Genomic DNA, 24,797 nt, shown 5'->3' on the forward strand with positions numbered 1-24,797 from the left:
GGGCGTATGCCGATGGGTTCTCGCTCCCTGCCCGCAAGGCGGGCCATCGTGCAACTCTCCGTAGTGAACGGGCAGTTCAACGCGGGAGGTGCAGGATGGCCCTGTCTCAGCATGACTTACTCCGGCTGCTTGAGTCACTACGTTCGGCGGATGGGCTCGAACTCGTCCGCCATGTGGCCGAGCGGATGCTCCAGGAGCTGATCGAGGCCGAGGCCACGGTCCGGATCGGCGCGGAGTGGAACGAGCACACCGACATGCGCACCGCGCTTCGTAACGGCCACTGCGACAAGACGCTCAGCACCCAGGCCGGCGACCTGGACCTCGCGATCCCCAAGCTGCGGTCGGGCAGCTTCTTCCCCGCTCTGCTGGAGCGGCGCCGCCGCATCGACCAGGCCCTGTATGCGGTCATCATGGAGGCTTACGTCCACGGCGTGTCCACGCGGTCGGTCGACGACCTGGTCAAGGCCCTCGGCGCGGACACCGGGATCTCCAAGAGCGAGGTCTCGCGGATCTGCCAGGACCTGGACGGCCAGCTGACCGTGTTCCGTGCCCGGCCCCTGGACCATGTCCGCTTCCCGTACGTCTATCTGGACGCGACCTACTGCAAGGCGCGGGTCGAGCACCAGATCGTGTCCCGCGCCGTGGTGATCGCCACCGGGATCACCGAGGACGGCGGCCGGGAGGTGCTGGGCGTGATGGTCGGCGACAGCGAGACCGAGGTGTTCTGGACCGAGTTCCTGCGTCACCTGCGCGAACGCGGTCTGACCGGGGTCCGGCTCGTCATCGGCGACCACCACCTGGGCTGGTCAAAGCCATCCGCAAGGTCATGCTCGGGGCCGCCTACCAGCGCTGCAGGGTTCACTTCCTGCGCAACGTGTTCAGCGTGATCAACAAGGAAGCCGCCGAGATGGCCGCCGCCACGATCCGCACGATCTTCGCCCAGCCCACCGCGGATGCGGTCCGCACCCAGCTCGACACTGTCGCCGACATGCTCGGAAAACAGTTCCCCAAGGTCAAAGACATGCTGCTGGAGGCGAAGGACGACCTGACCGCCTTCGCCGCCTTCCCCGAGCGACATTGGAAGAAGATCCAGTCCACGAACCCGCTGGAGCGGATCAACCGCGAGGTCAAGCGCCGCACCGACGTCGTCCAGGTCTTCCCCAACGACGATGCTCTCCTGCGGCTGGTCACCGCCGTGCTCTTCGAACTGCACGACGAGTGGATCGCCTTCCCCCGGCGCTACCTGCCCGAGGGAAGCATGGACCAGCTCTACCCCGCCGAGCGACCCGAAAGCGCCCCCGCGCTACCCAACACCACCAACACGACCGCCGGATGATCGGCTACACCACGACAAGGGACACGACCGAGGTCTCCCGATCCCTCTACGACGAGGAGCAATTGCCGGCAGCCCTGCGCAACGATCCGTGGAGGTATCTCGAACGGGAAATCTCGACGGAGTGGCTGACGTAGACCCCCGCATACACCTTCATCCTGGGGCCCTTGCCAGCGTTTCGAGCGGCGACGAGGTGGTGTTTCGATCCAGCACAGCCCCGGTCCACCGGCAAGCTGCCCGCCCCGGTTCCCTCTTTTGGGGACCCAACATGGGCGGGCTGGCGTCTCGTCGCCCAATTGCGACTACCGCTGAGCGGCCCGGCGTCAGAGACCGCCGTCGGGCCCGCTGAGCAGTGCGAGACCGGCCCTTGCCCGGGGCGCTGCTTAGACGTTTTTGACGGCGCAGATGCGATCGAAGGTTGTCCTGAGCGCTACATGTAGTAGGCGTAGCGGGTGGCGATTCGGGCCGCGGCGGGGACGTGCTTGAGGATGGAGCCGACCCTGTAGGCGGTGCGTAGTGTGAGCGGGTCGCGTTCGTCGAGTTGGGCGTTGTTCCAGTTCATCTTGGTCAGAGCGAGGATGTCGGTGCTGGCGGTCAGCAGATCTGTGCCGAGCGTTGCGGGCCGGATCAGCAGGGGCTGGGGGACGTACAGGCCGGGGTAGGTCCGGAAGTACGGCACGGAGCCGCGGGTGTACAGGAGCAGGGATCGGGCGTCCAGTTGGACGCTGGTGCCGCGCAGCGGCGGGAGTTGCCCGGTGCGGTACAGGTGTGGGGCGCCGCGCCGCTGGATCCACAGAAGGTCGACATGGTCGATGTCGCGTATGTCGGCGGCCTCGTGGAAGCCGTCGATCTCCCCGGTGGTGAAGTTCGAGGTCTTGTGCACGACGATGCGCGCGGGCTGGTGGCCGTGAGCGGTGCGGTACTCGGCCAGCGCGTCCAGTAGCAGTTGCCGGGCGTCGGAGAGCGTCAGGTGGGGCTGGCGATCGGTCTTGGAGATCTGCGCGGTGCCGCCGCGGACGACGACGCCGTCGCCGCGTTCGTTGAACACCTGGGCGACGGCGGTGTGCAGCTCGTTTCCGTTCGCGCTGCGGTAGAAGCTGACCCCGACGTAGCAGGTGGCCAGGTCGGAGCTGTGGCGCTGCATGCGCCAGGGGGTTCCGCCGACCTTGTAGTACAGGGCCGTGTGCAGGTTCCAGGCCCTGGTGGCCTCGTCCTGCAGGGGGCGGAGTGTTTGCCCGTTGGTCCTGGCAGGGATCCCGGTCCAGGTCTCCTTGCGCATCAGCTGCAGGGGAGCGGGCAGCGTGAGCGCGGTGGCCTTGAGCAGGTCGTGGAAGTCGCCTCCGGTTCCTCGCTCGTCCTGATCCTCTTCGCGTTCGGCCCTGTTCTCCTCTGACGGCGGGTGTTCTTCGCGGTCGTGGAGTTCTTCCGGGCGGGCGCAGATCACGACGCGGCAGCGTCCGGTGTCGGCCAGGGACCGGGCGGCGTCGGCGTACATCTCGACCGCGTCGGCGGTGGCGGAGGCTGTGTCGGCGCGGGCCAGGCGGCGCAGTTGGCGTTCGGGGATCTCGCGGACGAGGGTGTCATCGAAGACGAGCTCGGCGCCGAACGGGGAGTCGGTGCTGAAGCTGGGGAACGGCTGGTGCAGGTTCTCCTGGCCGGGTTTGGTGTCCTTGGCCTCGATGTGGTTCTTGCAGCGCTGGAGCCAGCTTCGGATGCCGTCGACCGCATGGGCGGGGCCGACCAGGGCGATGGGGATCTGACGGGGTCCGGTAGGTGAGTCGGCGTCGGCGGGGCCGAACACGCTGATGCCGTAGCGGGGATCGATGTGGCGGTTTCCGGCGCGGAACTCCAGTTCCGGCTCGTGCAGCACTGGTGCTTTCATTGCGGCAGCTCCCACAGTCCCTCGGCCAGCCCGTTCACGCTCGGTTTCGGCGCTGGTTCTTGCGGACTCCAGACGCTTTCGTCGATGGCGGCATCGCAGTCGAGCTGCAGGAGCTGGCCGAATCGGATGCGCTCATCGCGGCTTCTGAACAGGGTGTCATCGCCTTGCAGGTAGTCGGCCCAGGCGCGTACGAGCTGATAGACGGCGTTGTTGCGTTCCAGCCGTTTGATTTTCTGGACGTACTCGGCGTCGTACAGCGAGTCGCGTCGGCCGTCGATGGTGAAGTGGTAGGTGGGGTTGATCTCCAGGAACCACTGTTCGCTCCAGCGGCGGAAGTACAGGCCGGCAGCGTAGTGACGACAGAAGGTGATCTTGGTTGTGTCGTCCTTGCCGAAGTACGGGGTGAAGAAGGCGCGTCCGCGGCTGCCGCGGTAGCGGCCTTTGATCTTCCGGCTGGATCGGTCCGGCGGGGCCTGCACGTAGACGACCTTCTTCGTGGGATGCCACACCAGCTCGGAATGGTGGGCGGAGCGCAGGGTGAAGTTCAGCAGGGAAACGAAGCGCCGCTGCAGGTCGGGGTCCTCGGCGGTCGCCCAGTTCTGCGTCGGGATGGAGGTGACCGGCCCGTCGCACAGCACGGCGAGCGGGCCCTCGTCCAGTCGGCACAGTGAGTAGATTCGTCCGGCGGCCAGGACGAAGCCGCTCTCGAACTGGTTGCCGTTCGAGCGCATCCGCTCCCAGGCATCGCCGCGGTCACGACACGGCGTGGACGCCTCGTAGATGAGCGGTGCGAAGCCCTCAATCGTGAGGAGGTTCGAGACCAGCTGTTCGCTTCCTTCAAGGCGTGGCAGCGGCTCTCCGGCGGGCACGCCCAGGGCCGAAAGCTGACTGAAGGCATCGAGGTCGAAGCGGTCAGCGGCCGTGTCGAACTGGACGACGCGACGTGCCTTGCGTTCAGGGTCGGCGAACCAGGTGTCGACGCGTTTCCACCACGCCTGCTGGACACGCAGGTCCACGCAGATGAGCACGACCGGACGGCCCAGCCGGAGCCAGTAGGCGATGTGGTCGGCCTTGCACGTGAACTTGAATTCGGTCGCGGTCGCGCCCCGAAACCCGACTTCTGTGCCCTTCACCTGGGCCAGGACGGCGACACCGGTGACTTCCCGATCGGCGTCCACGAACTCGATCTGACCGTCGATGGCGAAGTCACGTTTGGTGTCGTTCCACACATGGCCGGCGTCGGAGACGGCCTTGTCGACGAATGCCTCGCCCCGGAACCCAGCCCGCTGCTGGACGCTGCGCTGCGGCATCCGATCAGTGCTCCGAGAAGGACACCGGAGTGCCCGCCGCAGCCCGGCCGGATCTGGGAGGCCGAGGTCGCGCGTTGTTGTCCCACCCCATGGAGTGATCCTCCGTCCTTCACGCCTGGTCCAGGTCAACTCAGGATAGGAGGGACCACCGACAACGACCCGTGCACGCATGCGGGAGGAGACTCGGAGGACGGGCGCCGGGACATTTCGAGGACTTCACTGACCTCGCCCGGGGGTGTGATCACTGTTGTTCGGCCTTGGGCGGGGTGAGATCGGGAGGGTAGCCCTTGGCGCGAAGGAATGCGTCGAGCGCTATGGCGACGATGTCACCGTGCTGGACGCCGTGGTCCGCGTGGTACCGGCGGATGCGCCGCTGCAGTTGGAGAGCGTCGGGAACGGCGTAGTTGATCTGCCCACGACTGGTATGGCGGCCACTGATGACCTCCAATGTGTCCGGATGAGGCGCCAACGGGTCGTCGGTCAGGTCGGATTGCGCGTCGAGAGCGTCAGCCAGTTCACGCAGCTGACGGGCGTGGCGCGAGAGATCGGGCACGTGCTGCTCCAGTCCGGCCCACTAGTCGACTAGCTAGCCGCCTAGTCGACTAGTGGAATAGTCGATGGGACGGGTGTCCGCGAACGCGAGAAGCGTTCGCGGACACCCTGGGAGATGAACGCCGCGTCAGAAGCCGCGGGCGGTGAGCCACTCGTCCAGCGCGACGGAGACGATGTCGCCGATGGGCAGGTGGTCGAGTTCGTTGTCCAGCGCGAAGCGCTTGATCCGCTTCTTGAGCTTCAACGCGGCGGGGACCGACGAGTCGAGGCTCTCGCGCGTGATGATGCGCTGGTTGAGGATCACGGCCGTCTCAGGGATGTCCTTGGGGCGGCCAGGGCCGTGAGCCCACGGTGTTCCCTCGCTGGGTGTTGCCTCCGGTCGCACGTACTGCTCCCGGTGAGACCCCGGCCCCTCGGTCCTTACCGGGAACGCGGTATCGGCGGCGACCGGAGAAGCTGCCGGACGGACCGCCACCTCGGCGGCCGGGGTCCCGTCAGGAGCCGCGGACGGGACGGGGGAGAGGCCGTGTCGCGCAGCGGGTTCGGTCGGCTGCGCGGGCCGCAACGCTGGAGCTGCAGGTGCGGCAGCCGGAGGCTCATGCTGCACGATGGTCGGCTGGGTGGACGTCTGTGTCCCTTCGGGCGCTGCTGCAATCCGGCCCTGCTCCGAGGCATCGTCGGGGACGGTGGAAGGAGCGGGCTCACCTTTCGGCGGTTCGGTGGTGGGACGGCCTTCGTCGCGGGTGACGGTCTGTTCGGCGGCGTACTGCTCGTGCGTGAGCTCGGCGGCCGGGGGAGGCGGAGGGGGACTCTTCTTCGCCCCGCCCAGGGCACGCCCGCCGGTGCGGCGGGCCGGCGGCTTCGGCCGCTCGCTGTTCACGCTCATGCCTCGGTCAGCTCCTTCATCAGGTTGGCGTACTCGCTCAGTTCGGTCGGGATCTCGCCGAATGCCTCCATGTAGTGGACCCAGGAGTGGATGGTGGTCTCGGCGAGCGGGAACGGCTCGTCGCGATCCGGGCCGATGCCCTCGCCCTCGGCGGGCTCCAGGAGCTGGTCCTTCGCCCGGCTCGGAAGGCTGGTGCGGTCGTCGGCCTTGACCATCACGACGTGGGCGGTGACGCCGTGCTCGTTGCGGGCGGCGGCGCGCTCGGCCTCGTCGAAGGTGGCCACGAGCTTGCGGCGCTCGATCTTGGTGGGGGCGACCGGCACGAGCAGCAGGTTCGCCTCGGTAACAGCCTCGTGGAAGATCCGAGCGCTGCCGCCGCCGGCGTCGACCACGATCGCGCCGAACTCGGCGCGCTTGACCCGGATGTACTCGGCGATGTCGTCGAACGGGTACCGCTCGACAACCAGGTTCTCGGGAATCTCGAAGCCGGCGGCCTGGGCGACCTTGAACCAGTCGTAGGCGGACTGGCTCGTCGCGTCGGCGTCCAGCAGCAACGTGGGCAGGCCGAGGACGACCGCGTAGTAGAGGGCGATGAACCAGGCCGAGGTGGTCTTGCCGGTGCCGCCCTTGAGCATGCCAACGACGATCACGAACGCGTCCCAGACGTGTTCCGTGGCTGCGGCCAGGGTCTTGTGACGGGTGTTCTCACTCACGTGTGCTTGATCTCCTGAAGGGAAGGGGTGTTGTTTGATGCGCGGGTTGTCGAGCGGGCCGACGACGGGGGTGCCCGTGCTGCCCGGCGGCAGCCGGAATGGCGCACGACCGCCTTCTTGATCTGCCAGGTGCCGCGGGGGACACCTGCGAGAACGCGGGGGCTCATGGCCGCTCCTTCGTGTCGTGGGCCGGTCCGTGGTGGTGCTGGGGCCGCATGCGGGTGCCTGCTTGGTGCAGGAGCCGGTAGACGGTGGCGATGGAGTAGCTGTGTTCCCTGGCGAGGTCGGGGACCGTGGCGCCGTCCTCGTACCGGGCCCGCAGGGACAGCGCGACCTTGTACCGTTCGGCGGCCCGCGCTGCCGTGCGCATCCGCTGGGTCTGCTGGGTGGTGCGCACGGTGCCGCCGGCCTCGATCAGCAGGCGCCGGGCGCCGCGCCTCGTCTCTCCCGCCGTTGTGGCGAGTTCGGTGAGGGTTGCGCCGTGCTGCTCGTACAGGGTGCGCAGATGGGCCGCGAGGCGCTTGCGGGCTTGTGGGTTCTGCCGCATCCGGCGGGTCTGCCAGGAGGTGCGCATGACGGTCCCGGCGTCGTGCAGCCGGTTGAGGACGGTGCCGTAGGACAGGCCGCTGGCGGTGACGAGTTCGTCGACCGTGGCACCGGACTCGTACCGCTGGCGCAGGGCCTGGGGCGTCACAGCCTCGCTCGCGCCAGGCGTGGCCGGGGGGTGTGGGTTCATGCGACGGACTCCCATTCGCTGAGGGCTTCGGCATGGGCGGCGGCCAGCTCGTCGTAACTGCGCTGGTCGGATGGGGTGATGAGGATCAGGCGGCCGTCGGTGGCGACCCGCCAGTCGGCGGCCGGACGGCCGGTGACCGGGTCGAGAACGCGCTCGTCCGGGGCGTGCCACGTGGGCGGGATCTCGTCGGGGCGCGGCATGGGTACCAGGACCTGATGGCCGTTGCGGACGAGCACCACGGCCCTGCTGCGGTGCTCCGCAAACCGGTCCAGTGCCTCCTGGTAGGCCGCCCGTTCCGCCGCGTGCAGGGCCTTGCGCCGGGCCGCGATGCCCCAGGTGCTGTGTTGCTCGGCGACCTTGGCCCAGCCCTGTGCCGGCGTGTGGCCGTTGTCGTCGTCCGGGAGGCGGATACCGAAGCCCTCCAGCGCACGTGGTGCAAGGGTCCAGGTCTCTCCGGTGTGGTGAACGAGACCGTGGTCGGCGAGGAGATTTAGGGTCCGGTAGGTGGTGGCGCGGGAGACCGAGGAGGTGCCGACGAGCTCGGCAACGGTCTGGTGGGGGTGCTGGTGCAGGGCGCTGATGATCAGGAGGGCGGCGCTGCCGAGGGCGTGGTGGGCGAAGGCGTCGTGGCCCATGAGACGGCTGAGGACGGTGGAGTCGATGTCGGCCGTCGTGGCCGTCTCAGGGGTGGTCCACTCCTCAAGTGCCGGGTCGGGGGGGAACTGAGTGGACCGGAAACGAGACAGCAGAGCGTGGTCGCCGTGTCCGGGGACATTGACGTCGCCCAGGTACCAGGTGGAGCCCTCCCGGCCATGGCCCACACGGAGACGCCGCAGCCAGCCCTGTGGCCGGAGGACCGTCTCGTAGACGGCCCGCAGTGTCGTGCGGGAGACCCCGGCTTCCTCCGCGGTCTGCCGCTCACTGGCGTGGTGCAGGGGTCCGCCCGCGATCTCGGCGAAGTTCAGGTGCGCCCGCAGCACCCGCAACGCGGTCCGTCCACGCTCCCCGCGCCACGGCGTCGTTTCGATCCGGTCGCGCAGTGCGGCGAGAACTTCGTACGCCTCGTGCCGGGAACCCAGCGCCGTGGTGCTGCTGATCGTGTCCGAGGCGCTGGCCCACACCCGACGGATATAGTCCAGGGCGCGCGACTGCCCGGATCGCAGCGCGATTTGCCGGGTGTGCCGTCCGCCTTCGTGCTCGGGGTGCAGCAGGAGCTGCGTGAGCTGGTCGATGGTGCCGCCGGCGCGGGCCACGTGGCAGGCGATGGCCGCGGTGATCCGGTGCCCGTGCTCAGCCGCGCCCTGGTGGTCCGCGCGCAGGACCACGCTCCGGCGGTCGGAGCCGAGCCTGCTGTAGCTTCCCGCCGCGTAGCGGCCGGTGAGGTCTCCGAGCAGAACCAGGTCAGCCGCAGCCGGAGACAGCCGGTGAAGCCCCAGTCGCTCGCTCGGGTGAATTGGACGTCGGGATGAGTCCGTCTGCTGGGTGTGGTGTGGCACTGTGGGGTCGTCTCGCAAGGACGTGGACGCCACCCAGGCCCGCTAAAACCACGGGTGGGTCCGGAACCGACCTCCAATCGGTGCCAAGCGAAGCCTCCAGGATTGCCGTCCTGGAGGCCTTCGTATGCCTGGCCCCGCATCAGAGGCAGGCGTCCCCATCGCGGCTCGACCGAGAACGACTCGGAGGGCCGCCAGAGGAGTCCTCACCGGTTCGACACCGTCCTGACCTTGGCTGATTCGGGGCCAAACAGAGGGTGATTGCCTCTGGCTGGCTCCGAGCAGCTCGGGTCGAACCCGGGTCGAATCAGAGCGGTTTCCTCTGACTGCCTCCGATCGCCTCTGCAACCCGTCCTAGCAGGTCACAGCCGGTTCGAACCCATAAAGCCGCAGGTCAGAAAGGTGCTCCAGGAATACCCGGCGTACAGCCCGACTCGTCTGCCGCTCTCTATCTCAGCAGGTCAGATGCCATGTTTTCTCGCTAAACAAAGTGTCCGGGTCGAATTCGGGTCGAATTCGGGTCCGCGTATTGTCGTCCCTCTCCCACCACCCATGCGGCAGATCCGGGCATTCCGGGCGTCAAGGGTGGGCCGACGCCGGTCTGTAGTGGACATTCAGGCGGCGGACGAATTCGCAAGTACATGTACGAGGTGTCTTCTTGTCGACCCGCTCTAGCTGAACTCGATCACTGATGGTGTGCTCTGCAGCAGACCCTGGAAGTGATCACTGGCGAGAGCGTCGCGCTGACCGCTTCTGCCGAGAACCACTGGTTCCTGGCAGAAGCGGTGATGTGCGGCATGGGCGCGGCTCCCGTCGTTGGGTGATGGCGACATCGTCCGGAAGGGTGTCGCGGAGGCGCGATACCTGGGCGCGATACCAAGATCCAGGGGCCGGGCAGGGGCCGGGGCGACGCGGCGGTGTACAGGCCGACGGTGCCGTGGGCCGAGTGGATGGCTCTTCGGCACTTTCCGTGATTCACGGAAAGTGCCGAAGAGCCGCAAACAACTGGCCGTTGACAACGTTCCCCTACCTCTTCCGTGAGACGGAAGATGCCGGTGTGGTGCGAAGTGCCGGCCTGTTCGGTGCTGTCGATGGACCACGAGCCCGTCCGTAGGGCGTCGGCGGACTGTCTCCGGCTCGTTCGGGCAGGGGGCGTCGGGGCGGACCTGTGAATCCGTCGGTCAGCGGACGGGGTCGTTCAGGGGCAGGCCGGCCGTGGCGTCGGCCCGGGGGGGTGCCTGTTGAGTCGGCACGGAGCGCGGTGCCGGTGTTGCCACCGGTCCGTTTCTCCGTGCCGCTCGCCGAACCCGGCGTACCCGTCTCCGAGTACCGGGCTCTCCACGGACTCTGCCGTTCAGGCGTGGTTGGGGCGGGTCCAGGGGTTGGGGATTGTGTTGCCTCTGTAGCGGTAGCGGGTGACCGTCACCGCCTGGAGGTCGAACAGTTCGATCCCGTCTGCCGAGAGCTTGTGCCACCGTCCGTTGTGGTCGGTGAAGCGTCGGCGGACGTCCTTCCACTTCCAGCGGTGCAGCGCCATCCACCAGCTGATCACCCGGTGCCACGTGAAGCTGGCCAGGGAGCTCAGGGCGGCTTTGCAGACCGCGTGCTTGAAGTAGTTGGCCCAGCCGCGCATGATCTGGTTGAGCCTGATCAGCACGTCCCTGGGGTTCTGCTGCGATGTTCTGTTCGTCAGGGCACGGATCTTGTCCTTCAGCTGCCGGATGGGCCGGTCAGCGATGAAGGTGTAGACGGGCCACTTGTCCGTTCCTCGCTTGCGGCGCCACTGGATGCGGAACCCCAGGAAGTCGAACCCGTCCGACATGTGCACCACCTGCGTCTTCGCCTCGGAGAGCCGAAGACCGAGCGGTTGCAGCACGTCGGCGATGTCCTCGCGCAGCGCTTCGACGTCGTCGTGTGTGCCGTCGAGCAGAACCACGAGATCGTCCGCGTAGCGGACGACTCGCCAGTTCGGACGTCCGGCGGTGCGTCGTCGCCTGCGCAGGTGGCTGGTGGCCATCTCCCCGCCCGGTTCCCAGGGCCGGGTCAGGTGCTCGTCGAGCGCCGACAGGGCGATGTTCGCCAGGAGTGGGGAGAGGATGCCGCCCTGCGGGGTGCCGGTGAGGGTGTCCTCGCGGTTGTTGTCCTCGGTGAGGACGCCGGCCTTGAGGAACGCCTTGACCAGCCGCAACACGCGCTTGTCCTTGACCCGCTCGCGCACCCGGTCCATCAGGGCCGTGTGGTCGATCGAGTCGAAGCACGCCTCGATGTCCGCGTCCAGGACCCAGCGGTAGCCGTGGGTGCCGTAGAAGTGGATCTCGGCGATCGCGTCGTGTGCCCGCCGCAGGGGCCGGAAGCCGTAGGAGACCGGCTTGAACTCGGCCTCGAAGATCGGCTCCAGCACCAGCTTGAGGGCCGCCTGGACCACGCGGTCGGTGATGGTCGGAATGCCTAGGCTTCTGACCTTGCCCGAACCGCCCGGCTTGGGGATCTTCCGTTCACGCACCGGCAGCGGGCGGAACTCACCCGATTTAAGTACGTGCCGAAGATCCTCCAGGAACCCGTAGGAGCCAATCTCTTGCTCGACGTTGACGGCGGTGAGGCCGTCCACTCCGGGCGTTTTGGCACCCTTGTTTCCTGCGACCCGTTCGAACGCCACCAGGAGCGTCGCCGGGTCGCACACGAGGTTGAACAGATCATCGAACCTGCGGCCTTCGTCGGCCGCCGCCCAACGGTGAAGTTTGGCCTGCATCCCCGATACCCGCTGGTGAGGCCCCATAGGAGCCCCTGGTGCACCGCTGTTCAGCGGTGCTTCTTTCGGCATTACAGTCTCCTTCCCTTCTCGCTTCCGCTGCCGCCCTTCCCCATGTGCCGGGCTCTCCCCGGCTCGGAGTACTACGGCGGCTCCGTCCCGTCCCGGCCCGGTCGGCCGACGGTGGGCCCAGCCTGCGGCCTCGCTGGAGACGTTGCCGCAGGTCAGGACCGGAACGGTTCCCGTGTTCACATGCTGTTCGATCGACGGAGGAGGAGCCCGGCTATACCCCCGCGGCATCGCCACGACTACCCCGCAGCACTTCGCCGTGGCCTCCCCGACCGACACATAGCAACCGACCGGGAAGTTCCCCACCCCCATAGCAAGGCAGGGACGCACCGCAACCAGCCCAGATCCGCCAGGTTCGAGCTGGTGACGAGTAAGGAGGCGTCAACGCCGGTTCCTCGCGTACTCCTTTCCGTCTCGCTTGCCGGACCCGCACCATCTGGCAGTGCTGATACGTCCCGGCTTTGTCAGGGCCGCTTGCCACCCTCCCCGGCACCTCCCGGGTCGGGCTGCCCTCAGCTTCAACCGCCCTGCTGCGACAGGACGGCGGTGGCGTCCTTTCACCGCCACTCGAACAACTCGCGCTTCACGGCGCACCTATGTCCTTCGTCAAGCCTGAGCTGGTCATGCGACGGCTGCTTCGGGGAGGCGGGGTTCGTAGAAGGTGCCGTCGCGAAGCATCGCGAAGAGCACGCTGATCCGCTGTCGGGCAAGGCGGAGGAGAGCCTGGGTGTGGGTCTTCCCGCGGGCCCGGCAGCGGTCGTAGTAGGTGCGGGAGGCGGGATCGTGCAGGGCGGCGAACGCGGACAGGAACATTGCCCGCTTGAGTTGCCGGTTGCCGCCTCTGGGTGCGTGTTCGCCGTGGATCGAGGTTCCCGAGGACTTCGTGGTCGGGGCGAGGCCGGCGTAGGAGGCGAGGTGGGCGGCGGTGGGGAAGCTGGTGCCGTCGCCGACGGTGACCAGCAGTACTGCGGCGGTCCTGACCGCGACCCCCGGCATCGAGGTCAGGACCTTGGAAAGAGGGTGGTCCTCCAGCAGGGCTTTGATCTGGGTCTCCAGTGCCCGGCGCTGTTCATGGACGGCCGCGAGGGAGCGGGCCAGGGACGGGATCACGACGTCGAGGGTGCCGGTCCCGGGGACGACGACGGTCTGCTCGTCGAGCGCGTCGAAGACCTCATCGATCAACCGGGCGGCCATGCGCGGGGCCTTGGGCCGTATCACCTCAACGAGCCTGCGGCGGCCGGCCTTTCGCAGCGCGGCCGGGGAGCCGTGGCGTTCCAGCAGCCAGGTCACGGCGGGGTGGTCCAGACGGGGGCCGAGAACGCGTTCCAAGCTGGGGTGGAACTGGGTGAGCAGGCCGCGTATCCGGTTGGAGGTGCGGGTGGCCTCGGCCGCGAGGTCCTGGTCGAAGCCGGTCAGGACGGTCAGTTCGGCGGTGATCTCGTCGGTCAGTTCCAGCGAGCGCAGGGTGTGGGGCATGGTGCGGGCGGCGTCCGCGATCACCGCGGCGTCTTTCGCGTCGGTCTTCGCCTCGCCCGGATACAGGTCGGCGATCCGCCGCATCGCGAGTCCGGGCAGGTAGGCGACCTTGCAGCCCGCGTCCCGGGCGACCGTGAGGGGGAGGGCTCCGATGGAGGCGGGCTGGTCCACGATCACCAGCACGATGCCGAACTTCGCGGTCAGCTTGTCGAAGACGGCCCGCAGTTTCGGCTCGCTGTTGGGCAGGGGCTTGTCGAGGACCTTCTTCCCGGCCGGGGTGAGTCCGTGGCCGTGGTGAGCACTCTTGCCGACGTCCAGGCCGAGGAACACGCCCACGTCTTCGGTGTCGAACATCGCGCCCTTCCCAGGGTGTTGAACGTGCCGGCCTTGGTAGTGGTGTCGTACGCGCGCATCCACGTTATGCAGACCTGCCGCCCGCGAGCTGTCCGGCATTGCGCCGGACCGGGCGGTGGCCGGACCTCTGATCAGCGTCTCCGACGGCACCTCCCGGGCCCGGTGACACCACCCCCCAGGTCATCCGTTCGACAGGGGGGAACAGTCATGCCGGGCCCGGAGGCCAGCGGCCCCATTGCGGAACCGCGAAGAACATAACGGGGGGTGACGTTCTTGAGGGCGACGCGGATGTTCGCGCTCCGGACCTGGTGGGAGCCAGTGGGGCCTGTACGGCGCGCATCAAGAGGATGCGAACACGACTCCCTCACCCTGGACCGGGGTCCGTCCCGCCCCACCACGACGGCGTTCACGCTGCAGTCAGTGATCAGCGGCGCGCAGTCCGGCCAGCAGAATGACGAGCAGATGCTCGGTTCGGTGGGGTGAGGCGTCGCTCGTGCGGGTGAGGAGCTGGTAGAGGACGGAGCCGATGAGGGCGTCAGCGACCGCTTCGAGATCGGCGTCGGCGCGGAATTCGCCGCTCGCCACTCCCGCGCGCAGACAGCTCACGACGGCCTCGTATTGCGCACGGGTGTGGTGCCGATACAGGCTTTCGGCGTCGTGCGGACTCTCGGCGGCGGCAGCGGTCAAAGCCAGGATCATGGCCGCATGCCGCGGGTCGCCGACCGATGTGGCGTAGGCCCCGAACCAGGCGGTCAGCTGCTGGGCGGCGCCGTCCGTGGTCTGCCGACCGGGCAGGCGGGTGCCGGGCACGGAAGCGAGAAAGCTGTGCAGCACGGCATCGCCGACGAGGGCTGCCTTGGAGGACCAGCGGCGGTAGAGCGTGGGCTTACCGACCCCGGCCGCGGCAGCGATCTTCTCCATCGACAGACCGGCATAACCGTCACGCAGGAGGACCTCCCGCGCCGCGTCGAGGATTGCCTCGTCCCTGGCCGCGTCCCGAGGCCGCCCAGGCCGCCGCACCTTATCCATAGCCGCCCATCGTACGAGAGGTACACTTCCTAATTGCGAAACGTATCGTAATGTTATGTGGAGGTGTCCGTGGGCACGAACCTGGTCGTCGTCATCGGTGTGGGCGGAATGGGGCAGGCCATTGCCCGGCGCCAGGGCGCTGGCAACAAGCTGCTGCTCGCCGACTTCAATGAGGAGAGTCTCGCTTCCGTCGCGGATCTTCTGCGCGGGCAGGGACACGACATCGTCACGCAGGCGGTGGACGTCTCCTCACGCTCGTCGGTCGCGGCTCTCGCGGACGCGGCGGCACAGCTCGGCCCCGTCGTCCAGATCGTGCACACCGCGGGCCTCTCTCCTGTTCAGGCCCCCGCCGCTGCTGTCCTGAAGGTGGACCTGCTCGGCACGGCGTTGGTTCTGGAGGAGTTCGGGCGGGTCATCGCTCCCGGCGGAGCCGGCCTGGTGATCTCCAGCATGGCCGGTCATATGCTGCTCACCCCCCTGAGTGCAGAGCAGGAACAGGCCCTCGCCCACACGCCCGCCGACGACCTGCTGGACCTGCCCTTCGCCGATCCGGAGGTCGTGGGACAAGGCTCCTATGGGCTGGCAAAGTACGGCAACCGGCTGCGTGTTCAGGCTGCCAGCGCCTCCTGGGGCGTGCGGGGAGCCCGGATCAATTCCATCAGCCCCGGCGTGATCGCCACTCCGATGGGGCAGCAGGAACTCGACGGGGACGGCGGCCGGATGATGCGCGCCATGATCTCCGCGTCGGGAACGGGCCGTCTGGGCACTCCCGACGACATCGCCGAGGCCGCAGCCTTCCTGCTGGGGCCCGGGGCCTCCTTCATCACCGGCAGTGACCTGCTCGTGGACGGTGGCGTCGTCGCGGCCGTCCGCTCCGGTCGTCTTGCTCTGGGCGCCTGACTCGGAAGGCCGGGGCACAGCGCCCCTCCCGTGCCCCGGCCCTCGTCCGCCGCCTCCCCGAACGACTACGCAGGTCGAACTTGTAGAGATCGGGGGTTCGATCACCAGGCTGGTCTCGGCGAGGCGGCCGTCGAGCAGGTCGGGCCGGAACTGGATCTTCTTGAGCTTGCGCTTGACGATACGGACGAGACAACGCAGATCGGCGGTGACGAAGGTGGCGATGGCGCGCTTCAGCAGCGACCACACGCCTTCCACCGGGTTCGACTCAGGTGCGTACGCGGGCATCTGGACCAGGCGGAGCCACGCGGAGTGCTCCTCAGCGAAGGACGCCATCCGCCGGTCCAGGCGCACGTTCAGATTGTCCCAGCACCACACCAGCGGGGTGCCGAGCTGCTGGTGCGGGTCGAGGCGTCTTTCCCGGCGGACAGCCAGGCGCTTGAAGGGGTGTAGGAGCGCGAAGGCCTCGGTGTCTCGGAACAGCGCGGTGACGGTGTGTCCAAGGCGCCCGCCGAAGGGACAGCCGCCGTGAGGGCGCACGATATCCGGAGAAGGGCGTAAGTGTCGCCCGCTGCGAGTTCTGGAACCAATCGGCCGACCCCGGAGGAGACTGTGCAGACCGGGGCGGCATTCGGCGGTGTCGCATTAGCCGGCCAGCAACCGTGTCGGCTGCCGCACAGGCTGTGAGTGTTCATGCTGACAAAAGGGTGTCGCTGTCGGGGGCCGGACTCGGCTGGCACTATGTGAGCGTCGGGATGGCCGGTGGGGATGGGCAGGGACATGGTGGCGCGAGGTTCACGCAGGGGCGGTGGAGCGCGTGCTGTGTCGCGTCCGGATGAGGCGGTGGGGCGGGACAAGGTCCTGCGGACGGCGCTCCAGCTCTTCCTGCAGCACGGATACGCCGGCACGAGCATGAAGGCCATCGCGACGGAGCTCGGGATATCGGCGCCTGCCCTTTACTGGTACTTCCCGTCCAAGGAGGAGATCTTCGCCAGCGTCCTGGAGATGGCGCTGGCGGATTTCTGGTCTGCCGTCAAGGGCTCTCTCACGGAGGACGACCCCCTTGTCCGGCTGCGTCAAATGGTTCACGCACACGTGGTGTGGCAGTTGCAGCAGTCCGACGTCGCCCGTGCGTTCGACGTGAACGCGGGCATGCGGCAGCTCCTGCGGGAACTCCCGGAAGAGCGCGCCGAGGCGATCATCGCGATGGAGCGCGAGTACATCACCGAGCTGCGAGGCATCCTCGAAGAGGGCAGGCGTCGCGGCCAGTTCGTCTTCGACGACGTCAAAGTGACGGGCTTCGCGATCATCACGATGTGCGAGTACGTCCATACCTGGTTCAACCCGGGGCTGGAGAAGACCGTCGAGGGCGTCGCGGCTCACTATGAGGAGCTGGTGCTGGCCATGGTCGGTGCAGACGGCGGACGCCGGACGTCGGCCGGTGACTGACCGGCGCTCACCGTGACAGGCTGCGCTCAGCTCGTGGGGCGTTGCAGTGCCTGTCCGTCCAGGGGCGCCTCGCTCTGCACGATCGGAATGCAGTCGCGTTCGGCCAGCGCGGCCAGGAACGGGGCGGGTTCGAAGGCCAGCTCGGGATCGATCCAGCCGGTCTGCTCGGGCGGCTGGACGGCGAGGAGTTCGGCTGCGACGGCGGCGCTCACGCCGGTCACGCGGCCGGTGGTGTCATGGCCCCACTCGGGGTGTCCCGTTTGGTAGGTGCGTACGACTGATCGGCCTTCTCGCAGGCCGATCACCTCGACGGTGCACATGAGTGCCCAGCCGCGGTCGTCGCGTTCACCGCCCATGGTGTCCCAGATCCGGTCTCGGACGGCCTCGCGGATGGTCGGGCCGTCCGCACCCGCGACCTTGGCGTCGTCGAGCAGGCCGTACTTGTTGAGGACCCGGACGTCCTCCATGATCTCGTCGCGCCAGCTCACGCGTGTGGCGCAGAACTTCAGTTGGGGGAAGCTGCGCACCAATGACGTGGTCTCCGGGTGCGGTACGTAGTAGACGCGGTGGCGCCCGACGGGTTCGAGGAAGTCCACCCAGCGGGAGCCCTCCAGGTAGGGAGCGCCGCGGAAGCGGCCGTTCTGGAAGTACTGACGGGTCGGCGTCTGGTCCGCCAGCTCCCACAGCACTGTCTCCAGCCCTCCGCGGGACGGTGCGATGGTGCGCCAGGAGACCCCGGAGACGTGGATCTCGTCCACCTGGTCGAACTCGTCCACGGCGTGCCGGGCCAGTACCTGCGTGACGCCGGGGCTGATGCCGAGGCCGGAGACCGCGGTGATGCCTGCCCTGACCGTGTCGGCGCGCTGCCGGGGGGACGGTTCGGAGATCAGGTCGGCGTAGTTCACGCGGGCGTCGAGCGCGAGCTGGAAGATCTCGTCGAAGAAGACGTGGCTGGTGCAGTTCATCAGCAGGGCCGCATCACGCAGCTCCTCCAGGAGGGGGCCCCGGTCGCGTGTGTCGACGGCGATCACCCGCGCCTTGGGGCTCAGCTCGTCGGCGAGAGCCTGTGCGCGGTCGAGAGACACCTCGGCGATCACCACTTCGGTGATCGCTGGGCGGCTCGCGAGGTCCCGGGTCACCCACTGCCCGACCTCTCCGGCGCCGCCGAGCACGACGATCTTTGACATGGATTCTCCTTGCGATGACGAGGGGGAGTCGGCGATGCACCCGACATCCGAGGCGTTTCAGGGCTGCTGCCCGAGGGGGTTGACGTGCCCGAGGGGGCGACTCATACTCGCCCTTAATGAACGTTAAGTAAAGGGTGGGCGGTGATCCCGCCGCCTCGTTCCCCGCATCCGTCGGACAGCTCGCGGCGGACAGGGAATCTCTTCGCCCGTCACGTCCGTGGCCACCCCTGCGGCTCCGCTGTTCAGGCACGTATTGCCGGGCCGGCGCCCCGTCCGGCCCACTCCCCTCTCTCTCCGCATCGAGGAGGAAGCTCCCTATGGCACAAGACAGCGAAGCCGCCGCCGGCTTCACGCCACCAGCCGCCGCTACCCGGGAGGCGACGACGTCGGAAGCCGCATCGGGCGGGACGTCCGCCGACGGTGAGACCCGTCTCTCCGGTCACATGGGCACCTTCGACATCGTCTTCACCGTTCTGGCGTTCAACGCACCCATGTCCGTGTTCGTCGGATTCATCACTGTCATCGTCGGCTACGGCAACGGACTGGGAACGCCGGTCACCTACCTCGGCTGCGGGGCCCTTATCGCCCTCTTCGCCGTCGGCTTCGCAGCGATGAGCCGACGGCTCCCCAACCCCGGCGCCTTCTACGCCTACATCACGGCCGGGCTCGGCCGTCCGCTCGGACTCGGCGCGGCCTTCGTCGCGCTGGTGTCGTACCTGTTCATCCTGATCGGCGGGTACGCCTTCGGCGGCATCTCCTGGCAGGCGCTCGTCCACAACGTGTTCGGCGGGCCAGACCTGCCCTGGTACCTCTACACAGCGGTGGCGATGGTGGCGGTCGCCGTGCTCGGCTACTTCCGTATCCAGCTGTCGGCGCGCATCCTCACCACGTGTATGTGCGGCGAGGTTCTCCTCATGGTGGCCTATGACACCGTCGTGTTCTTCCGCGGCGGCGCCCACGGCGTCAACGTCCAGTCGTTCCTTCCGTCTAGCGTCATGTCCGGGTCCATCGGCCTCGCCGTGCTCTTCGGTGTCGTGTGCTTCTCCGGCTTCGAGGCGACAGCGATCTTCCGTGAGGAGGCGCGGGACCCCGAGCGGACCATCCCACGGGCGACCTATCTGGCCGTGGCCCTGCTCGCGGTCCTGTACGCGGTCACCAGCTGGGCCATGATCATCGGCATCGGGGTCGGCGACGTCGTCCAGAAGTCAGCCGCGGACCCCACCGGCACCGCCCTGGCCACGGCGCTTGAGTACCTCGGCAAGGTCGGCCAGGACGTGATCACCGTCCTGCTGTGCACGAGCATCCTCGCGGCGAACCTCGCCACCCACAACGTCTCCACCCGCTACACGTATTCGCTCAGTTTCGACCGTATTCTCCCGAAATTCCTCAGCGTGGTGCACCGAACGGAGATGTCTCCGCACCGTGCCTCCATGGCCACGACTGTCATCAGCCTCGCGTCGCTGCTGGCCTGCGTCGTCTTCAAGGGTGACGGCGCCACGCTGTACGCCGTACTCGTCGGCATCGGCGGCTACTCGCTGATCCTGCTCCTGCTCCTCACCAGCGCATCCGTCGTCGCGTACTTCCGCAGGGACCGTGACCACGACGTCAATGTCTGGAAGTCGGTGGTCGCCCCGGCCCTCGCCTGCGTCGGCCTGCTGGTGGCCTTCGTGCTCGCCACCCAGAACGTGGCCTTGCTGATCGGCGGCGATCAGGGTCTGGCCGACCTCCTCATCGGCCTCTTCGCCGGACTGCTGCTCTTGGGCGTCGTCGTGGCCCTTGTGCTGCGCAGCAAGAAACCGGACATCTACCGGCGGATCGGACGCCAGGACCTCTAGCACGTCAGCCCGCACGGCGACAAGACGTGTCCCCGCCGGCCCCCGTGGGCCGGCGGGGGACAGGACCCATCACAGGAGACAGACAACCCATGGGAAACAACACCCCGATCCTCGCCCGCTGTCTGGTCGGCGGCACCTGGCGGGAGGGCAGCGGCGAGGAGATCACCCGCCGCAACCCCTACAACGACGAACTCGTGAGCTCCGTGCGATCCGCGAGCCTCAGCGAGGCCGACGAGGCCGTCGCGGCGGCCCGCGCCGCCCGCCGGAGCTGGTCCGCCACGCCCGCCCTGGCCCGCACCAAGGCCTTGCACCGCGCCGGCGACCTGCTGCACGAACGCCGGGACGAACTGGCCCGGCTCATCACCCGGGAGATGGGCAAGACGCTGGCCGAGTCCTACGAGGACGTCGAGTACGCCGTCGACGATCTGAAGATGGCCGGCGAGGACGCGCTTCGCCTGCTCGGGCAGTTCGTCCAGGGCACGTCATCCGACTCGCAGGACCCGAAGCGGGTCCTGGTGCAGAACGTCCCCGTCGGCGTGGTGGGACTCGCCACACCGTGGAACTTCCCTGTAGCCATCCCCTGCGAACTGCTCGGCCCTGCTCTGGCCTGCGGCAACACCGTCGTGTGGAAGCCGAGCGAGATCACGCCCGGCAGCGGTCACCTGCTGGCCGAGGTCCTCGCCGAGGCATTCCCTCCCGGCGTCGTCAACGTCCTGCAGGGCCGGGGCGACATCGGCGGGCATCTGGTCACCCACCCGCACGTCGACATGTTCGGCTTCGTGGGCAGCACGGCCACCGGCGAGGCGATCGCCCGTTCGGCGGGTGTGAAGAAACTGCTGCTCGAGCTCGGCGGCAACGGCCCGGTCGTCGTCCTGAAGGACGCCGACCTCGACGCGGCGGCCGAGGCGACGGTCTACTCGGCCTACTACGCCGGCGGCCAGGTCTGCACAGCCACGGAGCGCGTCCTCGTCCACGACGCGGTGTACGACGCGTTCGTCGAGCGCGTCGTGGAGTTGTCGAAGAGGGTGACCGCCGGCGACCCGCTCGACGAGGGCACGACCATGGGCCCGATGTGCTTCGCGGGAAGCTTCAACAAGACCAGGGAGCACATCGACGACGCCGTCGCCAAGGGCGCCAAGGTCGTGTTCGGCGGAGGTTTCGACAACCTCTACCACGAGCCGACGGTGATCACTGATGTCACCTCGGACATGTTCATCGCCCAGGACGAGACGTTCGGGCCCGTCGTGCCGATCATGCGGTTCTCCTCGACCGAGGAGGCGATCGAGATCGCCAACGAGACCAACTACGGCCTTCAGGGCGCCGTGTTCACCGCCTCCATCCCGGCCGCCTGGCAGCTGGCCGAGGCCATCGAATGCGGGACGGTGCACGTCAACGGCACCACCAACCACTGGGAGCTGCTCGCTCCCTTCGGCGGAATGAAGAAGTCCGGCATCGGCCGCATCCTCGGCGTCGCCTCGCCGGCGGCGTTCACCAACCAGAAGCAGATCACCTTCGACGTCGGCCACTGAGCCGCACTCCAGACCAGAAGGGCGCAACAACATGTACGACGTCATCGTCATCGGCGCAGGCTTCGCCGGACTCACCGCTGCCCGCGACCAGCGCGACGCGGGACGCTCGGTGCTGGTTCTCGAGGCGCGGGACCGTATCGGCGGTCGCACCCACTACGACTACCTCGAAGGGCTCGACCAGAAGGTCGAGTTGGGCGGGACCTGGGTGGTGCCTGGGTACCAGCCCCATGTCGCCCGCGAGGTCGCCCGGTACGGGCTGGAGTACACCACCAGTCCGGAGCCGGAGAACTTCGCCTGGCACTTCAAGGGCAACCTCACCAAGGGCGGCTTCCCCGTGCCCTTCGACGAGATCCCCGAACTCGAAGGCGCGGTGGCGCTGATCATCGAGGAGTCACGGCGGATCGAGTTCGGCAAGCCGTTCGAGGAGCAGGGGCTGGAAGACCTCGACATCCCCTTCTCACAGTGGCTGAAGGACAAGGGCATCGAGGGCACGACCAAGGAGCTCTTCAACTCCTACGGCGCCGGCCTGTGTTTCGGCATCGGCCCGGACGACGTCTCCGCACTGCACGTCATCTCCTGGGTGGCTGGGTGTGGCAACAGCGCCTGGAACCTGTTCAACGGCCCCACGATCAAGCTCGCCAAGGGTACGGCCAGCCTCTACGGCGCCATGGCCGAGGGGCTCGACGTCCGGCTGTCGTCGCCCGTCGCGCGCATCGAGCAGGACGGCGACACGGTCACGGTCACGACCGTGGCGGGGGAGACCTTCACCGCGCGGGCCGCCGTGGTCGCCGTACCGCTCAACACCTGGGGGCGCGTCGACTTCGAGCCCGCCCTCAGCGCGGGCAAGCAGCAGTTCGCCCAGGAGCGGCTGGCCGGCCGTGACGTCAAGCTCTGGGTGCAGGCCCGGGGCGTGCCCCGCCACTTCGCGAGCCTCGCCTGGGGCACGCCCCTGGAGTGGCTGTCGACGGAGTTCGAGCGCGACGAGGGCTCGATCATGGTGGGCTTCGGCTACGAGGAGGGCGACAAGATCGACCCGACCGACCGGGCCTCGGTCGAGCGGGCCGTCAAGACGCTCGTCCCTGAGGCCGAGGTCATCGCATGGTGGAGCGAGGACTGGAACGGCGACCCGTACTCGCTCGGCACCTGGACCGCGTACCGCCCCGGCCAGATCACCCGCCTTGCCGCCGACAGCCGCAAGCCCGAAGGCCGCCTCGTCTTCGCGAACGCCGATGTGGCGGTCGGCTTCTCCGGCTGGATCGAGGGCGCGATCGAGTCGGGCAGTTCCGCCGCCTCCGCCCTGGCCCCGATTCTCGGCGCCTAGCCGGACTCACCCCCCCCACACCACTGACCACAGCACTGAACCGCGGGGGCGCACAGGCCCCCCACACCCCCATGAACGACACGAGGAGACCACCTCAGATGGTGAACATCGACTGGAACCGCGTCCATGCCGGACTGGACCGTGAGCAGCACAAGATGATCTGGAAGCCGTACGGCCTGCCGGAGATCATGAACCTGGAGACCTCGTCCTTCCACGACGCGGAGGTCTCGCAGCCCTGGGACATCCCGCAGAAGATGATCGTCTCCGTCGCGATCACCGGCGCGTTCTTCCAGCACAAGCAGAACCCCGCACAGCCGATCACCCCCGACGAGATCCGCGAGTCCGCCCGGGAGGTCGCCCTCGCCGGAGCCAGCGCGCTGCACATCCACGTCCGTGACGACAACGGCTACAACGTGCTGTCGCCGAAGCGTTTCCACGACGTCATCGCGCCGCTGCACAAGGAATTCCCGACCATGCCGATCGACGGCTGCCTGGTTCCGGCCCTCGCGGGGGAGTGGGAGAAGATGACGGCGGTCATGGAGTCCAAGCTCCTCGACGCGGCGCCGATCAATGCCACGGCCACCTACATCGGTGACTCGCTGTTCGCCAAGCCGGCTCCGGTCATCATGGAGAAGACCCGGCTGATCAACCAGCACGGTTCCGTGCCCGAGATCGCCGTCTACACCGATGCCGACGTGGCGATCGCCAAGCGTTTCCTGATCTCCAGCGGCCTGATCGAGACCCCCGCCTTCTGGCTGGTGCTGCCCGCCCTGCCGGGCGGCAGCCCGATGGACAACACCCGCCAGATGATGGAGGGGCTCACCCGGATCGTGAACTCCATCCGGGATGTCGACCCCGACGGCGTGATCATGGTGTGCGCCGCCGGGCGTGCCTCCACCCATCTGGCCACCCAGGCGGCCCTGATGGGTCTGCACATCCGCGTGGGCATGGAGGACACCTACTACAAGTGGCCGCACCGGTCCGACCGCATCAACTCCAACCTCGAGGCGCTGCAACTGGCTCAGAGGATCGCAGAGGTGACCGGCCGTGACATCGCCACCCCCGAGGAAGCGCGGGCACTGATGGGCCTGCCGCCGGTCCACGAGTTCAACGGCGACGGCGACGCGCTGACCGCACTCGGCTGACGGCCGAACACCTCACCCAGCCACCCCGGTGCCGGCGGCGTGTGGACGTGGCGCAGCCGGCACCGGCCAACAACAACGGAAGGACCACCATGAGCGGTCGTGTGCGAGGCAAGCGCTTCATCGTGACCGGCGGTGCCCGAGGCATGGGAGCAAGCCATGCCCGCCATCTCGCCGAGGAGGGCGCGACCGTCGTCATCGGAGACGTCCTGGACACGGAGGGAGCGGAACTCGTCGACGAACTGCAGGCCGACGGGCTGGACGTCCACTACACCCACCTGGACGTCACCGACGAGTCGAGCTGGAAATCGGCGATCGACGCCACCCTCGGGCGACTGGGCGGCATCGACGGGCTGATCAACAACGCCGGCATCACCGGCACCCCCGGCGGCCCGGAGACCGAGAACCTCGACGCGTGGAATGCCACAGTCGCCGTCAACCAGACGGGCGCCTACCTGGGCATCCGTGCGGTCGTGCCGCAACTGAGAGCGGTGGGCGGCGGATCGGTGGTGAACGTCTCCTCCATCCTCGGCTTCATCGGCGACGGCGACTACTTCGCCTACTCGGCGACCAAGGGCGCCCTCCGCCTGATGACCCGCAGCGCCGCTCTCAAGTACGCACCGGACCGTATCCGGGTGAACAGCGTGTGCCCCGGCATGGTGCGCACCCCCATGAACGACGCCGAAGTGGACGCCGACGGCTACGTCACCAACACCCCCCTGGGCCGCATGGCCGAGCCCGTCGAGGTGTCCAAGGCCGTGCTGTTCCTGCTCTCCGACGACGCCGGCTTCATCACCGGCTCCGACCTCGTCATCGACGGCGGCTACCTGGCGCGCTGAGCCGTGCCCACTCACG

At 68.0% G+C, this 24,797-nt stretch carries 19 protein-coding genes and 2 pseudogenes; 8 read left to right on the top strand and 13 right to left on the bottom strand.

What is annotated here, in order from left to right:
- Window positions 1–95 precede the first annotated feature (95 nt).
- A pseudogene (locus AB0I51_RS03800) lies at window positions 96–1,336 on the top strand (IS256 family transposase).
- A 427-nt stretch (window positions 1,337–1,763) separates the two neighbouring features.
- On the opposite strand, the gene AB0I51_RS03805 reads toward AB0I51_RS03800, so the two are convergent.
- The 11 genes from AB0I51_RS03805 to AB0I51_RS03855 all read right to left on the bottom strand — a co-directional run bounded on the left by AB0I51_RS03805 (window position 1,764) and on the right by AB0I51_RS03855 (window position 14,582).
- The gene (locus AB0I51_RS03805; RefSeq protein ID WP_362971016.1) at window positions 1,764–3,215 is read right to left on the bottom strand and encodes a hypothetical protein; all 1,452 of its coding nucleotides are present in this window, start codon (window positions 3,213–3,215) and stop codon (window positions 1,764–1,766) included.
- A complete protein-coding gene (locus tag AB0I51_RS03810; protein WP_362971018.1) occupies window positions 3,212–4,525 on the bottom strand; it encodes a DUF4365 domain-containing protein in 1,314 nt (437 codons plus the stop codon). The genes AB0I51_RS03805 and AB0I51_RS03810 overlap by 4 nt, the downstream gene beginning before the upstream one ends.
- A 241-nt stretch (window positions 4,526–4,766) precedes the next feature.
- On the bottom strand, window positions 4,767–5,078 hold the full coding sequence (locus AB0I51_RS03815) for a hypothetical protein (RefSeq protein ID WP_327312444.1): 312 nt from the start codon (window positions 5,076–5,078) through the stop codon (window positions 4,767–4,769).
- Window positions 5,079–5,204: 126 nt separating this feature from the next.
- The gene (locus tag AB0I51_RS03820) at window positions 5,205–5,963 is read right to left on the bottom strand and encodes a hypothetical protein (protein ID WP_327312443.1); all 759 of its coding nucleotides are present in this window, start codon (window positions 5,961–5,963) and stop codon (window positions 5,205–5,207) included.
- Window positions 5,960–6,676, bottom strand: coding sequence for a ParA family protein (locus AB0I51_RS03825; RefSeq protein WP_327312442.1), 717 nt, complete (start codon window positions 6,674–6,676; stop codon window positions 5,960–5,962). The genes AB0I51_RS03820 and AB0I51_RS03825 overlap by 4 nt, the downstream gene beginning before the upstream one ends.
- A complete protein-coding gene (locus AB0I51_RS03830; protein ID WP_362971021.1) occupies window positions 6,673–6,843 on the bottom strand; it encodes a hypothetical protein in 171 nt (56 codons plus the stop codon). The genes AB0I51_RS03825 and AB0I51_RS03830 overlap by 4 nt, the downstream gene beginning before the upstream one ends.
- On the bottom strand, window positions 6,840–7,412 hold the full coding sequence (locus AB0I51_RS03835; RefSeq protein ID WP_362971023.1) for a helix-turn-helix domain containing protein: 573 nt from the start codon (window positions 7,410–7,412) through the stop codon (window positions 6,840–6,842). The genes AB0I51_RS03830 and AB0I51_RS03835 overlap by 4 nt, the downstream gene beginning before the upstream one ends.
- Window positions 7,409–8,737: a transcriptional regulator gene (locus AB0I51_RS03840; RefSeq protein WP_362971025.1), complete on the bottom strand. Its 1,329-nt coding sequence runs from the start codon at window positions 8,735–8,737 to the stop codon at window positions 7,409–7,411. Before AB0I51_RS03840 ends, AB0I51_RS03835 begins: the two co-directional genes overlap by 4 nt.
- Window positions 8,738–10,259: 1,522 nt before the next feature.
- Window positions 10,260–11,726, bottom strand: coding sequence for a group II intron reverse transcriptase/maturase (gene ltrA / locus AB0I51_RS03845; RefSeq protein WP_362971027.1), 1,467 nt, complete (start codon window positions 11,724–11,726; stop codon window positions 10,260–10,262).
- 618 nt (window positions 11,727–12,344) lie between these two features.
- The gene (locus AB0I51_RS03850; RefSeq protein WP_362971029.1) at window positions 12,345–13,553 is read right to left on the bottom strand and encodes an IS110 family transposase; all 1,209 of its coding nucleotides are present in this window, start codon (window positions 13,551–13,553) and stop codon (window positions 12,345–12,347) included.
- A 417-nt stretch (window positions 13,554–13,970) separates the two neighbouring features.
- The gene (locus tag AB0I51_RS03855; RefSeq protein ID WP_362971031.1) at window positions 13,971–14,582 is read right to left on the bottom strand and encodes a TetR/AcrR family transcriptional regulator; all 612 of its coding nucleotides are present in this window, start codon (window positions 14,580–14,582) and stop codon (window positions 13,971–13,973) included.
- Window positions 14,583–14,651: 69 nt separating this feature from the next.
- Here AB0I51_RS03855 and AB0I51_RS03860 point away from each other — a divergent pair, with 69 nt between their 5' ends.
- Window positions 14,652–15,482: an SDR family oxidoreductase gene (locus AB0I51_RS03860; protein ID WP_362971033.1), complete on the top strand. Its 831-nt coding sequence runs from the start codon at window positions 14,652–14,654 to the stop codon at window positions 15,480–15,482.
- Window positions 15,483–15,707: 225 nt separating this feature from the next.
- Here the strand turns inward: AB0I51_RS03860 and AB0I51_RS03865 are convergent.
- Window positions 15,708–16,019, bottom strand: a pseudogene (locus AB0I51_RS03865) (transposase); the annotation flags it as partial.
- A gap of 282 nt (window positions 16,020–16,301) precedes the next feature.
- On the opposite strand from AB0I51_RS03865, the gene AB0I51_RS03870 reads away from it, so the two are divergent.
- Entirely contained in the window at window positions 16,302–16,928 is a 627-nt protein-coding gene (locus tag AB0I51_RS03870; RefSeq protein ID WP_362971035.1) for a TetR/AcrR family transcriptional regulator, read from the top strand.
- 26 nt (window positions 16,929–16,954) lie between these two features.
- On the opposite strand, the gene AB0I51_RS03875 is transcribed toward AB0I51_RS03870, so the two are convergent.
- Window positions 16,955–18,115: a saccharopine dehydrogenase NADP-binding domain-containing protein gene (locus AB0I51_RS03875; protein ID WP_362971037.1), complete on the bottom strand. Its 1,161-nt coding sequence runs from the start codon at window positions 18,113–18,115 to the stop codon at window positions 16,955–16,957.
- A 317-nt stretch (window positions 18,116–18,432) separates the two neighbouring features.
- On the opposite strand from AB0I51_RS03875, the gene AB0I51_RS03880 reads away from it, so the two are divergent.
- The 5 genes from AB0I51_RS03880 (at window position 18,433) to AB0I51_RS03900 (ending at window position 24,781) form a co-directional block, all read left to right on the top strand.
- Complete coding sequence (locus AB0I51_RS03880) at window positions 18,433–19,950, top strand: APC family permease (protein WP_362971039.1); 1,518 nt, start codon at window positions 18,433–18,435, stop codon at window positions 19,948–19,950.
- Between the two features lie 89 nt (window positions 19,951–20,039).
- The gene (locus AB0I51_RS03885; protein ID WP_362971041.1) at window positions 20,040–21,479 is read left to right on the top strand and encodes an aldehyde dehydrogenase family protein; all 1,440 of its coding nucleotides are present in this window, start codon (window positions 20,040–20,042) and stop codon (window positions 21,477–21,479) included.
- A gap of 31 nt (window positions 21,480–21,510) precedes the next feature.
- On the top strand, window positions 21,511–22,800 hold the full coding sequence (locus AB0I51_RS03890) for an NAD(P)/FAD-dependent oxidoreductase (protein ID WP_362971043.1): 1,290 nt from the start codon (window positions 21,511–21,513) through the stop codon (window positions 22,798–22,800).
- 98 nt (window positions 22,801–22,898) lie between these two features.
- Window positions 22,899–23,945 carry a 3-keto-5-aminohexanoate cleavage protein gene (locus AB0I51_RS03895; RefSeq protein WP_362971045.1) on the top strand — a complete coding sequence of 349 codons (1,047 nt, stop codon included), beginning with the start codon at window positions 22,899–22,901 and terminating at the stop codon, window positions 23,943–23,945.
- An 89-nt stretch (window positions 23,946–24,034) separates the two neighbouring features.
- On the top strand, window positions 24,035–24,781 hold the full coding sequence (locus AB0I51_RS03900) for a glucose 1-dehydrogenase (RefSeq protein WP_362971047.1): 747 nt from the start codon (window positions 24,035–24,037) through the stop codon (window positions 24,779–24,781).
- Window positions 24,782–24,797 lie beyond the last annotated feature (16 nt).

This window comes from Streptomyces sp. NPDC050549 (assembly GCF_040655035.1).
Taxonomy (GTDB): Bacteria; Actinomycetota; Actinomycetes; order Streptomycetales; family Streptomycetaceae; genus Streptomyces.